13 protein-coding genes, 1 tRNA gene and 1 other RNA gene are annotated in these 11941 nt (G+C 64.8%); 7 read left to right on the top strand and 8 right to left on the bottom strand.

Annotated features, from left to right (window positions below):
- Positions 1-7: 7 nt before the first annotated feature.
- The 3 genes from orn to def all read left to right on the top strand — a co-directional run bounded on the left by orn (position 8) and on the right by def (position 1543).
- Complete coding sequence (gene orn, locus OVA06_RS07260; protein ID WP_268157301.1) at positions 8-634, top strand: oligoribonuclease; 627 nt, start codon at positions 8-10, stop codon at positions 632-634.
- Between the two features lie 129 nt (positions 635-763).
- Positions 764-836 (top strand) — tRNA-His (locus OVA06_RS07255).
- 134 nt (positions 837-970) lie between these two features.
- Positions 971-1543, top strand: a complete 573-nt coding sequence (gene def, locus OVA06_RS07250) for a peptide deformylase (protein WP_045731610.1) — start codon at positions 971-973, stop codon at positions 1541-1543.
- A 17-nt stretch (positions 1544-1560) separates the two neighbouring features.
- Here the strand turns inward: def and OVA06_RS07245 are convergent, their stop codons facing one another.
- The 5 genes from OVA06_RS07245 to rnpB form a co-directional block, all read right to left on the bottom strand.
- On the bottom strand, positions 1561-2358 hold the full coding sequence (locus tag OVA06_RS07245) for an HNH endonuclease family protein (RefSeq protein ID WP_268157298.1): 798 nt from the start codon (positions 2356-2358) through the stop codon (positions 1561-1563).
- 113 nt (positions 2359-2471) lie between these two features.
- Positions 2472-2681 carry a hypothetical protein gene (locus tag OVA06_RS07240; RefSeq protein WP_268157296.1) on the bottom strand — a complete coding sequence of 70 codons (210 nt, stop codon included), beginning with the start codon at positions 2679-2681 and terminating at the stop codon, positions 2472-2474.
- A 75-nt stretch (positions 2682-2756) separates the two neighbouring features.
- Positions 2757-4235 carry a glyceraldehyde-3-phosphate dehydrogenase gene (locus OVA06_RS07235; RefSeq protein WP_082497388.1) on the bottom strand — a complete coding sequence of 493 codons (1479 nt, stop codon included), beginning with the start codon at positions 4233-4235 and terminating at the stop codon, positions 2757-2759.
- 239 nt (positions 4236-4474) lie between these two features.
- Positions 4475-5017 carry a TspO/MBR family protein gene (locus OVA06_RS07230; protein ID WP_261619016.1) on the bottom strand — a complete coding sequence of 181 codons (543 nt, stop codon included), beginning with the start codon at positions 5015-5017 and terminating at the stop codon, positions 4475-4477.
- Positions 5018-5061: 44 nt separating this feature from the next.
- Positions 5062-5447: RNase P RNA component class A (gene rnpB / locus OVA06_RS07225), an RNA gene on the bottom strand.
- Positions 5448-5503: 56 nt separating this feature from the next.
- On the opposite strand from rnpB, the gene OVA06_RS07220 reads away from it, so the two are divergent.
- Entirely contained in the window at positions 5504-6268 is a 765-nt protein-coding gene (locus OVA06_RS07220; RefSeq protein WP_268157293.1) for a YaaA family protein, read from the top strand.
- 74 nt (positions 6269-6342) lie between these two features.
- Here OVA06_RS07220 and OVA06_RS07215 read toward each other — a convergent pair whose 3' ends face one another.
- Positions 6343-7080 carry a zinc ribbon domain-containing protein gene (locus OVA06_RS07215; protein WP_268157291.1) on the bottom strand — a complete coding sequence of 246 codons (738 nt, stop codon included), beginning with the start codon at positions 7078-7080 and terminating at the stop codon, positions 6343-6345.
- Between the two features lie 103 nt (positions 7081-7183).
- Positions 7184-8107, bottom strand: coding sequence for a Nif3-like dinuclear metal center hexameric protein (locus tag OVA06_RS07210; RefSeq protein ID WP_268157288.1), 924 nt, complete (start codon positions 8105-8107; stop codon positions 7184-7186).
- Between the two features lie 101 nt (positions 8108-8208).
- Here OVA06_RS07210 and msrA point away from each other — a divergent pair, with 101 nt between their 5' ends.
- The 3 genes from msrA to epsC all read left to right on the top strand — a co-directional run bounded on the left by msrA (position 8209) and on the right by epsC (position 10357).
- The gene (gene msrA / locus OVA06_RS07205) at positions 8209-8733 is read left to right on the top strand and encodes a peptide-methionine (S)-S-oxide reductase MsrA (protein WP_015937379.1); all 525 of its coding nucleotides are present in this window, start codon (positions 8209-8211) and stop codon (positions 8731-8733) included.
- A gap of 64 nt (positions 8734-8797) precedes the next feature.
- Positions 8798-9733 (top strand): cysteine synthase A, encoded by a 936-nt coding sequence (cysK, locus tag OVA06_RS07200; RefSeq protein WP_268157285.1) that lies wholly within the window; start codon positions 8798-8800, stop codon positions 9731-9733.
- Between the two features lie 39 nt (positions 9734-9772).
- Entirely contained in the window at positions 9773-10357 is a 585-nt protein-coding gene (gene epsC, locus OVA06_RS07195; protein ID WP_091720860.1) for a serine O-acetyltransferase EpsC, read from the top strand.
- Positions 10358-10473: 116 nt separating this feature from the next.
- Here the strand turns inward: epsC and gndA are convergent, their stop codons facing one another.
- A complete protein-coding gene (gene gndA / locus OVA06_RS07190) occupies positions 10474-11910 on the bottom strand; it encodes an NADP-dependent phosphogluconate dehydrogenase (RefSeq protein WP_268157280.1) in 1437 nt (478 codons plus the stop codon).
- Between the last annotated feature and the right edge of the window lie 31 nt (positions 11911-11941).

Genomic DNA, 11941 nt, shown 5'->3' with positions numbered 1-11941 from the left:
TGGTCCGGTGCCTATAACAAACGAAAGAATCGTCTGGATTGACTGCGAAATGACCGGTCTGGACATCAAGAACGACGCCCTGATCGAGGTGGCCGCGCTGGTCACCGACTCCGAGTTGAACATCCTCGGCGAGGGGGTCGACGTCGTCATCAAACCCGATGACGCCGCCGTCGCGCAGATGAACGACTTTGTCCGGGACATGCACACCAAATCCGGGCTCCTCAAGGAACTGCCGGCGGGCAAGACGATGGCCGAGGCAGAAACGGCAGTGATGCAGTACATCGCCGAATGGGTGCCGGAGCCGCGGAAGGCACCGCTGGGCGGCAACTCGGTGGGAACAGACCGGGTCTTCCTGTCCAGGGATATGCCCGCCATCGTGGAGCACTTGCACTACCGCGTGATCGACGTCAGCACCATCAAGGAACTGTCCCGCCGCTGGTTCGCCCGCGCGTACTTCCAGTCCCCGGCCAAGAAGGGCGGCCACCGCGCCCTGGGTGATATCCGGGACTCCATCGACGAACTCCGCTACTACCGGGACGCAGTCTTCGTACCGGCGCCCGGCCCGGACAGCTCAACGGCGCAAAAGATCGCCCGGCGGATTACCAGCCCTGAGGCTGGCCTGCCCGAAAAGTAATCTGCGCCACACTTTCAGGATTTTTTGCTGAAAACGCCAAAAGTGGACGAAGCATCCCCAAAGAGCAGGTAAGCTATTTGAGTTGCCTTTCCAGAGGGCCGGGAAGCCGGTCACACTGTGGGGCACATGGTGGGCTTAGCTCAGTTGGCAGAGCGCCTGGTTGTGGTCCAGGAGGTCGCGGGTTCAACCCCCGTAGCTCACCCTCAGAGGGCGGCATTGCAGCCGCCCAAAGGAGGCCGCATCGGATTATTCCGGTGCGGCCTCCTTTGTTTTTCACTATTTTTTGCATCACCGCCCTGCGCCCGCTGCGGGGCCGCAAGCCGAAGGACAGCGAAGATGACCGTTTTGCCCATCACCATCTGGGGCGAACCCGTGCTGCACCGCCGGGCTTCCGAAGTGGAAGTTTTCGACGACGAACTGCGCACCCTGATTGCGGACATGTTTGAGACGAACGATGCCGCCAACGGCGTGGGGCTGGCAGCACCGCAGGTAGGGGTGGGCAAGAGGATCTTCGTCTACAAGTACGCGAACGACGACGGCGCACCCGCCAGCGGCGTTTTGGTCAACCCTGTGCTCACGCTGTCAAAGATCTCCGGAGCTGCTCCCGACCCCGATGAGGAAGAGGAGGGGTGCCTGTCGTTTCCCGGCGACCAGTACCCGCTCAAGCGCGCCGAGTGGGCACGGGTGGAAGGTTTTGACGGCAACGGCGAGCCCGTGAAGTTCGAGGCCACCGGATGGTTTGCCAGGGTCATCCAGCATGAATACGACCACCTGGACGGCAAACTGTACGTCAACCGACTGATGGACAGGTATGCCCGCAAGGCCAAGAAGACGGCAAAGAAGAACGGTTGGGGCGTTCCCGGCCTGACTTGGCTGCCGGGCGTGGACCCGGACCCGTTCGGGCACTGACCAGCCGTTGACCTGCCTCAGTTCGCCCTGATGGTCTGCTGGCCGGGGCACGAGCCCAGGACCCGCTTCATCGCGTCCTTCTCGGCCTCCGTCACCCACAGCCCGTACGCCGCTTTGACGGACACCTGCCGCGCTACGTAGTGGCACCTGATGGACTTGTTTTTCGGAAGCCAGGTGGCGGCGTCGCCCGCGCCCTTTTGCTGGTTGCTCGGGCCGTCTGCGGCGATCAGGTTCAGGGGATCATTCGCCAGGCTTTGCCGCTGGCGCGGGGCCAGGGCCTGGGCGCCCTTCTGCCAGGCGTCCGAGAGGGCCACCACGTGATCGATCTGGACGGCGGCACTGCTGTCCTGGCCGCGGCGGAACTCGATGAGCTTTCCCGTATAGGGCTCCTGGAAGTGTCCTGCGGAGATGCGGCACTTCGAGCCTTCCGCAAAGACAGCGCCGGCCAGGTCCCGGCGGAGGATGTCATTACGCGTGTCGCAGCCGTTGCGGTCAACGTCGAGCCAGGCCTGCCCGAAAGCCTCGCGGCTGTAGTTGTCCTTGCCTGCCCGGCCTTTGACGGGAAGGTCTTCCAACGCATCCGCGGCTGAGCCCCGGGGCACTTCATGGACCGCCGCCACCGGTTTCATCCACGCGGCATCAAATACGGGAGCCGCTGTGGGGCCGTCCGCCGCGGGTGCGGCAATGTTGAATTGCCCTGCTGTTAAAAACCAGCCCAGTAGCCCCAGGGCAGCGACACCGCCCACTGCCAGCAGTGCCCAGGCCTGCCGGGAACGGCGTCGCGCCCGCCGGTAGGCGGACCAACTGACGGTCACTGGACTGCAGTTCGGGGGCGGGAGTGGTGCACCCCATGAGCCTAGGTCAGAGGGAACCGCCGCCCTCGGATATCCACAGTGTGCAGGACGAGTGAGGGTTCACGCCGTCACCGCTACAACTCCCGTGACACCCTCTTGAGATCCTCCTCGGCGACGGCCAGCAAACTTTCAAGCTGCTGCACCCGTTCAGCGGTGACGTCGCCCGAAGCATGGGCGGCCTTGGCGCCGTCCAGCAGCCGGAGCGCTTCCTTGTGATTGGCCTTCGCTACGTCAAATGCGTGTTCCAGCGTGGTTTCGTGCTCAAGGGCCTGATCGTTTTCCATTCCCCAAGTGTGGGCCCGATTCCCGGCTGATTCCAGAGAACCAGCCGGGAATTCACCCAAGAGGAACACGAAAGGTCAGACGGCGATGGCCGCCAGGGCCTTGGCGCTCTCCTTGGCAGGGAACGACGGCGGGTTCACGCCGGCCATTTCTTCCATGACCCGGACCACCTGGCAGCTGTAGCCGAATTCGTTGTCGTACCAGACATAGACCACCAGGTTCTTATCGGTGGAGACCGTAGCGAGTCCGTCGACGATGCCGGCACGGCGGGAACCGACGAAGTCGGTGGAGACGACTTCAGGGGAATCGATGTAGTCGATCTGCTTGCGCAGGTCCGAGTGCAGCGACATCTCGCGAAGGTAGTTGTTGACCTCGTCCTTGGTGGTCCCGTTTTCCAGGCTCAGGTTCAGGATGGCCAGCGACACATCCGGGGTAGGGACGCGGATGGAGCTGCCGGTGAGCTTGCCGAGCAGCTCGGGCAGGGCCTTGGCAACTGCCTTCGCGGCTCCGGTTTCGGTGATGACCATGTTCAGGGCAGCGGAGCGGCCCCGGCGGTCGCCCTTGTGGAAGTTATCGATCAGGTTCTGGTCGTTGGTGAACGAGTGGACCGTCTCAACGTGGCCGTGGATCACGCCAAACTTGTCGTTGAGGGCCTTCAGCACCGGGGTGATGGCGTTCGTGGTGCAGGACGCCGCAGAGACGATCGTGTCCGTGTCCTCGATGGTGCCGTGGTTGATGCCGTGGACGATGTTCTTCAGCTCGCCCTTGCCCGGTGCGGTGAGCAGGACGCGGGCGGCGCCCTTGCTCTGCAGGTGCTGGGAGAGGCCTTCGGCGTCGCGCCAGCGGCCGGTGTTGTCCACCACCAGGGCGTTGTTGATGCCGTAGGCGGTGTAGTCAATGGTGGCGGGATCGTTCGAGTAGATGACCTGGATCCGGACGCCGTTTGCCGTGATGGTGTTGGCCTCCTCGTCGACGCGGATGGTGCCTTCGAAGGAGCCGTGCACGGAGTCGCGGCGCAACAGGCTGGCGCGCTTCAGCAGGTCGTTGTCGGAGCCGCGGCGGACCACGATGGCGCGCAGGCGCAGGCCGTGGCCGCCACCGGCCTTTTCGACCAGCAGGCGGGCGAGGAGCCGGCCAATGCGTCCGAAACCGTAGAGGACGACGTCGGTGCTGGTGCGGTCGTCGCCGCCCCGCTTGCCCACGACGTCGGCCAGCTCGGCGCGGAGGAACTCTTCAAGGGTGGCGCCGTTGCCCTCTTCCTTGAACTTCTGGTTGAGCCGGGCAATGTCGATGGCCGCGGCGCCGAGCTCCAGCCCGGCAAGGGTGTTCAGCAGGGGTGCGGTCTCCTCGAGGAGGAGTTCGTCCTTGCTCATCCGGCGGGCGAAACGGTGTGCCTTGAGGATGTTCATGGTGGACTTGTTGATCAGGCTCCGGCCATGGATGCTCGTGACCACGTTGTTTTCGCGGTACAGCCGGCCGATCACCGGAATCATGGCCTCGGCGAGGGCCTCGCGGCCCATCCACGTATCAAGACAAGAATCTGACGTCTGGCTCACAGAAATACCTTCCTCGGTTCAGCCGCATACGTCCTCGTATGCGGATGTAGGCCACCTGATGATGTCCAGGGGCATCCACGCCTGCGGAGTTCGGCCCCCAGGCGCCTGGATCGTGTGCAAAGAAAAACCGCCGGATGCGAACGCAATTCCAGCGGAAGAACCCCTACGTCCGGAATCCATTCTAATTTGGCGCGGCCCGGGGAACAGGCCCGCCGGGCGTGAAATCACTCACACGGCGTTCAGTTGTGAAGTGCGGCGTAGAGGTTGAGGCTGCAGGAGAAGACCACCCAGGAGAAGTAGGGCAGCACCAGCAGCCCGGCCAGGCCGTTCACCGGGCCAAACCGCAGGATCAGGAACACCAGGCATCCCGCCAGTCCGGTGAGGACCACCAGTGCGGCCCAAAGGGCGGCCGGGCCCAGCAGCGGGTAAAGGCCGAAGTAGCTCAGCGGCCAGGCGGCATTGAGCACCAGCTGGATCAGGTAGCCGGCCATGGTGCCGCCGGTGAGCGCCCCTTTCCGCCAGACCAGCCAGGCGGCAACGGCGATACTGGCGTACAGCAGCAGCCACACGGAGCGGAACATCCATTGCGGCGGCATCCAGGGTGCCTGCACGGAGGCCGCGAACCAGCCGTGCATGTTCAGCAGGATCGGAACCGTGGCCAATGCCCAGGCCGTGACGGAGAGGGCAAGGAAGGCCAGCAGGCCCAGGACCTGCGTGGGCAGGTTGCGGGTCTGGGGTCCGGCGGGTCGGCCGGCCGGCTGCGGATCGGTATTTGCGGGCACGGTTCAGGATCCCCAACACATCTTCCAAGGTCAAACCGGTTGTGCGGATGGGACAGCCGGTACGCCGGGTTCTGTTCCCCCGTGCCGTTGCCGGCACGGGGGCGACGGCCATCCATCTACGGGTACCGTTGCCGGCACCCTCTAGCGGCCTACCCGGACACTCGGGCGGGCAGCCCTCAAACGTGCCCTGTCTGGCCTTGCTCCGGGTGGGGTTTACCTAGCCTTCCCGGTCGCCCGGGAAGCTGGTGGTCTCTTACACCACCGTTTCACCCTTACCTGCTGCTTTCCGAAAACGGAAAAAGCAGGCGGTCTGTTCTCTGTGGCACTTGCCTGCGGGTTACCCCGAGTGGGCGTTACCCACCACCCTGCCCTGTGGAGCCCGGACGTTCCTCGAGCCACTTTCGTGACGCGCGGCCGCCTGGCTGTCCCATCCGCTTCCAGTCTACCGGCGCCGGCGGCTGCTGGTGCCGCCGGTAGGATCGGACGGTGCTGATTCTGCTCCCCCCTTCAGAAGGCAAGACCCCCGCGGTCAACGGTGCCGCCGTGGATTGGTCGTCCTTGGGCTTTCCCGGCCTCAACCCTGCGCGGGCGAAGGTACTGGAGGCGCTGGGAACCGTCAGTGCCCACGAGGACGCCCTCGACCTCCTGGGCGTGGGCGCATCGCTGCGTGACGACGTCGTACGCAACACGCGGCTGCACGCTGAACCGGCGGCCCCTGCGCACCGCATCTACTCCGGCGTCCTTTACGATGCCCTTGGTTACCGGACCATGACGCCGGCGCAGCGGCGCAAGGCTGATGAGTCGGTGCTGGTGGTATCGGCCCTGTGGGGCGCCATCCGCTTCGGCGACTCTGTGCCCGCCTACCGGCTGTCGATGGGGACGGCGCTGCCCGACGTCGGACGCCTCGCCACGTTCTGGAAGCCGCAGCTTTCCGAGGCCCTCGCCTCCGTCGTGGGGGACCAACTGCTGGTGGACTGCCGGTCCAGCACCTACGCGGCAGCGTGGGCTCCGCCGGCAGGACAGACGGTGTCCGTGAATGTCTTCACCGACGCCGGGGGCGTGCGGAAAGTCGTCAGCCACTTTGCCAAGCACACCCGCGGCGAGCTGGCCCGGCACCTGCTCTCGCGCCGCGGCAAAGCGCCCTCAACGCCTGCCGGCCTCCTGAAGGCCGCACAGGAGCGGTGGACTGCGGAGCTCGTGCCCGGAACTGCCCGGAAGCCCCATGCGCTGAACGTCATCCTGCCGGGCTGAGGCTCCCCTGCCCAACGGTTAGCGCCCCGCGCCGTTTGGCCGGGGAAGACGGCGCCAGCTGCTGCGTACCTGGGTCAGGCCCACTCCTCCGAGCGGACCAGGATGGCACCTGAGTCTGGGCAGAAGACGATGTCGTCAACGGAAGCGGCGGTGATCTCCGCGAGGTCGCCGGGGCTGAGCTTCATGCCTGAGGCCTCCGAGGTGCCGTGGAACAGACGGGCAGCGCCCACGCCACGTTTGGCCAGGGTCTTCTCATAAATGGCCAGCATCCCGGCGTCCAGTCCGGCGGCGAACTCATTGCGCCTGCCCCGCACGTCTGCAGCCTCCGCGTCGACTGCGGTGAGCTCCTTGTCCAGCTCCGCACGAATACTGCCGAATGAGCCCTGGATATCGTCCACGATCTGCTGCTGCGCAGACTGCCGCTCACGGAGCGTGTCCAGGCGTTCCAGGACTTCCAACTCCACGTCTTCGAGGTCCGAACGCCTTCTGTTGAGCGAGGCGATGTCCTTCTGGAGTGCCACCAGGTCCTTGGACAGGCCGGTCCCGCTGTTCAGGCGCGCTTCGTCGCGCTCAATGCGTGTGGCCACCTGCTCGACGTCCGCCTCGGCCCGCTTCAGCTCGGCTTCGGCGTCGTGCACGGCAACTTTCGCGGCACCGAGTTCGCCGCTGGCCACGGAGAGGGCAGCTTCAAGGTCCTTGATCCGGGGATCGTTTTCCAGCGAACGGCGGCGGCTGGCCAGGGCTTTGAGCTTTGCATCCAGGCCTTGCAGGTCGAGCAACTTGATCTGTTCCGCCGGTGCTGCCTTTGCCACTGTTACCTCCGCTTGATCCCTCCGGCCGGGCCGGGCACCTTGCCGGCGCTTCCTCGACTCTAGCGCCTGGACCGCTTCCCTGCGTGGCCGGCTACGCGAAAGGTCAGCCCGGAGTAAGGATGAAGTCCCACGGATCACTGTTGGTGGCGCTGACCTGGATTTCGACGTCGTGCCCCTGGTCGGCGAGGACGTTGCCCAAGGCCGCCGCGGCGGCCGGAAGCCAGAGCCATTCGCTGGCGAAGTGGGACACATCCACGAGGTAGGGGCGTCCGTTCAGCGCGGCTTCCCGCGCCTCCGAAGCCGGGTGGTGCCGAAGGTCGGCCGTGACGTAGACGTCGGCGTTGCTGGCCCGGACTTCGTTAAACAGCGAATCGCCCGCGCCACCGCACACAGCGATCCGCCGGACCAGGCCGTCCTTGTCACCGGAGACGCGCACTCCCCCGGCTACGGACGGCAGGATGCCGAACACCCTGGCCGCGAAATCGCCCAGTGTCATGGCGTCCTCGAGGTCCCCTACGCGTCCAATTCCCTCCTCCGGCAGCCCGTTGGCCGCCAGCGTAAGCGGGGCAACGTCCTGGAGACCCAGCGCGTCAGCCAGCACATCAGACACACCCCCGACGGCGGAATCACCGTTCGTGTGAACCGTCAGCAGGGCGGTTCCGGACTCGATCAGCCGGTGGACCGCCCGGCCTTTGGGAGTCGTGGCCGCCACAGACGTGACCCCTTTAAGAAGCAGCGGATGATGGGTGATCAGGAGCTCTGCACCCCATTCGACGGCCTCTTCGATCACCTCCAGCGTGGGATCGACGGCGAACATCACCTTGGTGACCGGCGCTGCAGGGTGGCCCGCCACCAGGCCCACTTCGTCCCAGCCTTCGGCCAGGGATTCAGGCCACAGTTCCTCCACCGCGAGCAGCAGGTCTCCGAGGGTGGGAGCCCCGTCCGGCTCGTCGCCGGCCTGCCCGCCGAAGGAGGTGTCGCCGTCGTGCTCGTCCGGACCGGTAACGTCGGTGTCCACAGGTTCCATAGTCTTAGTTTTACCCCATCACCCGGCAGGCGCAGGCATGCCGCCGGTGTGACGCGGGACGCGCGGGGAATCATCCGGCGCTGCCAACCATTGAAGAGGTCATGAAAACTTTTGTTCTAGGCGGAGGCTGCTTCTGGTGCCTCGACGCCGTCTACCAGAAAACAAAGGGCGTCACGGCGGTGGTGTCCGGCTATACGGGCGGCCACGATCCGTACCCTGACTACTACTCAGTCTGCAGCGGCACCACCGGTCACGCCGAGGTGGTCGCCGTGACCTTCGACGAGGAAATCATCCCGGCCGAGGTCATCCTGGACATGTTCTTCGCCCTGCACGACCCCACCACGCTGAACCGGCAGGGCTATGACGTGGGGACCCAGTACCGCTCCTCGATGTTCTACGAAACCACCGAGGAGAAGATTCTGTTCGAGGAAGCCATCGACCGGAACCAGGCCCTGTGGAGCCATCCGATCGTCACTGAGGTCAGCCGCCTCCCCCGGTTCCATGTTGCCGAGGAGTTCCACCAGGACTACTACGCAAAACATCCCGAGCAGGGCTACTGCCAGGTCATCATCAACCCCAAACTCGCCAAGGCCAGGAAATATTACTCTGCATGGCTTAACGCTTAGCCAGCATTACGCGGCCTCGTTAGGCTGACCTCAGTATTCACCCCTCAGAGATAGGCGTATCTACATGGCACGGATTTATGACGACGTAACGCAGCTGGTAGGCCGCACACCGCTGGTCAGGCTGAACCGGCTCAGCGAGGGGCTGGGTGCCACCGTTGCCGTAAAGCTTGAGTTCTACAACCCGGCCAACAGCGTGAAGGACCGCATCGGTGTGGCCATCATCGACGCTGCCGAAAAGTCAGGTGCGCTGAAGCCGGGCGGCACCATCGTCGAAGGCACCTCCGGCAACACCGGAATCGCCCTGGCCATGGTGGGTGCAGCCCGCGGCTACAAGGTCATCCTCACCATGCCCGAAACCATGTCCACGGAACGCCGTGTGATGCTCCGCGCTTTCGGTGCCGAAATCGTTCTGACGCCTGGATCCGAGGGCATGCGCGGTGCGGTGGAAAAGGCCCAAGAGATTGTGGCCAACACCGAAAACTCCATCTGGGCACAGCAGTTCGCCAACGAGGCCAACCCCCAGGTCCACCGTGACACTACCGCCGAGGAAGTCTGGGCCGACACCGACGGCGAAGTGGACGTCTTCGTCGCCGGCATCGGCACCGGCGGCACCATCACCGGCGTGGGCCAGGTCCTCAAGGAGCGCAAGCCCGGCGTCCAGATCGTGGCAGTCGAGCCCAAAGACTCCCCCATCCTCAATGGCGGCGCTCCGGGCCCGCACAAGATCCAGGGCCTGGGTGCCAACTTCATTCCCGAACTGCTGGACACCAACGTTTACGACGAGGTGCTGGACGCAACGCTTGAGGACTCCGTCCGCGTTGCCCGCGAACTTGGCGTCAAGGAAGGCATTCTGGGCGGCATCTCGTCCGGTGCCATCGTCTGGGGCGCCCTGGAGCTGGCTAAGCGCCCGGAAAACGCCGGGAAGCTGATTGTGGCCATCGTCTGCGATTTCGGTGAGCGGTACATCTCCACCGTTCTCTATGACGACATCCGCGGCTGATCAGACCGCCCTCCGCCCGTTTCCTGTAGAAAGAAGTTTGTGGGCTTTTTTGCACGACTAAAGGAAGACCTCGACGCCGCCAGGTCGCATGACCCGGCGTCGAGGGGTTCCGTCGAGAACTTTTTCGCCTATTCCGGCCTGCACGCCATCTGGATCCACCGGCTGACACACCGCCTGTGGCAGAACCCGGCACTGCGTTTTCCTGCCCGGCTCATTTCACAGCTTGGCCGATTCACCACCGGAATCGAGATCCACCCCGGCGCCACCATCGGCCGCCGGTTCTTTATCGATCACGGCATGGGCGTGGTCATCGGCGAAACCGCCGAGATCGGCGAGGACGTCATGATCTACCACGGCGTCACGCTGGGAGGCCGCTCGCTGGCCCGAATCAAGCGGCACCCCACCATTGGTGACCGCGTGACCATCGGGGCCGGCGCGAAAATCCTCGGCCCCATCACCATCGGCCGTGATAGCGCTGTGGGCGCCAACGCCGTGGTGGTCAAGGACGCTCCGCCGGAGTCGATCGTCACTGGCGTGCCTGCCAAATGGCGGCATCGTGACGCGCAGCGGGAGACCAAACCCGCCGTCGACCCCGCCGAGTACGACATCGAATACCGCATCTGACGCCCGGCCGGGCGCGCCCAATGAAGCCGGACGCACCATGGCCGGCGGCACGCAAAAGGCGGGCAGTTCCAGGATTTTCCGGGAACTGCCCGCCTTTTGCTGTGTGTCAGCGGATGCTAGTGAGTGTCTACCGCTTCGATCTCGGACTTGTCTTCGCCCCAGAGCGTGTGGAACGTACCTTCGGCGTCCACGCGGCCATAGGTGTGGGCACCGAACAGGTCGCGCTGGCCCTGGATGAGGGCGGCAGCGACGCGCTTGCGGCGCAGGCCATCGTAGTAGGCCAGCGAGGACGAGAACACAGGCACCGGGATGCCCAGCTGCACAGCGGTGGCCACGACGCGGCGCCAGGCCGGCAGTGCGTCCGCGATGGCCTTGGTGAAGGCCGGTGCAAACAGCAGGTTGGCGGGCTTCTCGTCTGCCGCGTAAGCCTTGGTGATGTCCTTGAGGAGTTCCGCACGGATAATGCAGCCGGCACGCCAGAGCGAGGCGATCTCATCCAGCTTCAGCTCCCAGCCGTATTCCTTGGCCGCGGAGGTCAGCATGTCCAGGCCCTGGGCGTAGGAAACGAGCTTGGAAGCGTAGAGCGCCTGGCGGACGTCTTCGACGAACGTCTCCGGGACTCCAACCGAAACCTCGTTGCCGGCCAGCAGTTCCTGGCCGAGCTTGCGCTGGCCCGCCTGCGAGGACAATGCACGGGCGAAGACTGATTCGGCGATGCCGGACACCGGCGAGCCCAGTTCCAGTGCGGAGATAACGGTCCAGCGGCCGGTACCCTTCTGGCCGGCAGCATCCACCACGACGTCGACGAAGGGCTTGCCTGTCTTGGCGTCCACGTGCCCCAGGACCTCAGCGGAGATTTCGATCAGGAAGGAGGACAGGTCGCCCTTGTTCCACTCCGTGAAGATCTTGGACTGTTCGGCGGGCTCGATGCCTGCACCGGAGCGGAGCAGGTCGAAGGCCTCACCGATAACCTGCATGTCGGCGTACTCAATGCCATTGTGGACCATCTTGACGAAGTGGCCGGCGCCATCGGTGCCTACCCAAGCGCAGCAGGGCTCGCCGTCAACCTTGGCGGAGATCTTTTCGAGCAGGGGGCCGAGGGCCTTGTAGGACTCCTTGGAGCCGCCGGGCATGATGGACGGGCCGTTCAGTGCGCCTTCCTCGCCGCCGGACACGCCAACGCCCACGAAGTGCAGGTCCTTCTTGGCCAGGGCCGCTTCACGCCGGCGGGTGTCCTCGTAGTGCGAGTTGCCGGCGTCGATGATGATGTCGCCCGCTTCGAGAAGCGGCTCAAGCTGCTCGATGACCGAGTCGACCGGTTTGCCAGCCTTGACCATGATCAGCACCCGGCGAGGCTTCTCCAGCGAATCGACAAGCTCCTGCAGGGTCTCGGTGCGGACGAAGTCGCCTTCGGTACCGTACTTTTCCAGCAGGGTGTCCGTCTTTTCCACGGACCGGTTGTGCAGGGCCACGGTGAAGCCGTTGCGGGCCAGGTTACGGGCCAGGTTGGCGCCCATCACCGCGAGGCCGGTGACACCGATATGTGCAGACATCAAAACTCCAATTCATTGCGTACGGCGGAAA

The organism is Pseudarthrobacter sp. SL88 (assembly GCF_026672455.1).
GTDB lineage: Bacteria > Actinomycetota > Actinomycetes > Actinomycetales > Micrococcaceae > Arthrobacter.
Note: the sequence above shows the minus strand (reverse complement) of the source record. Positions and strands in the feature narration are given on the sequence as shown.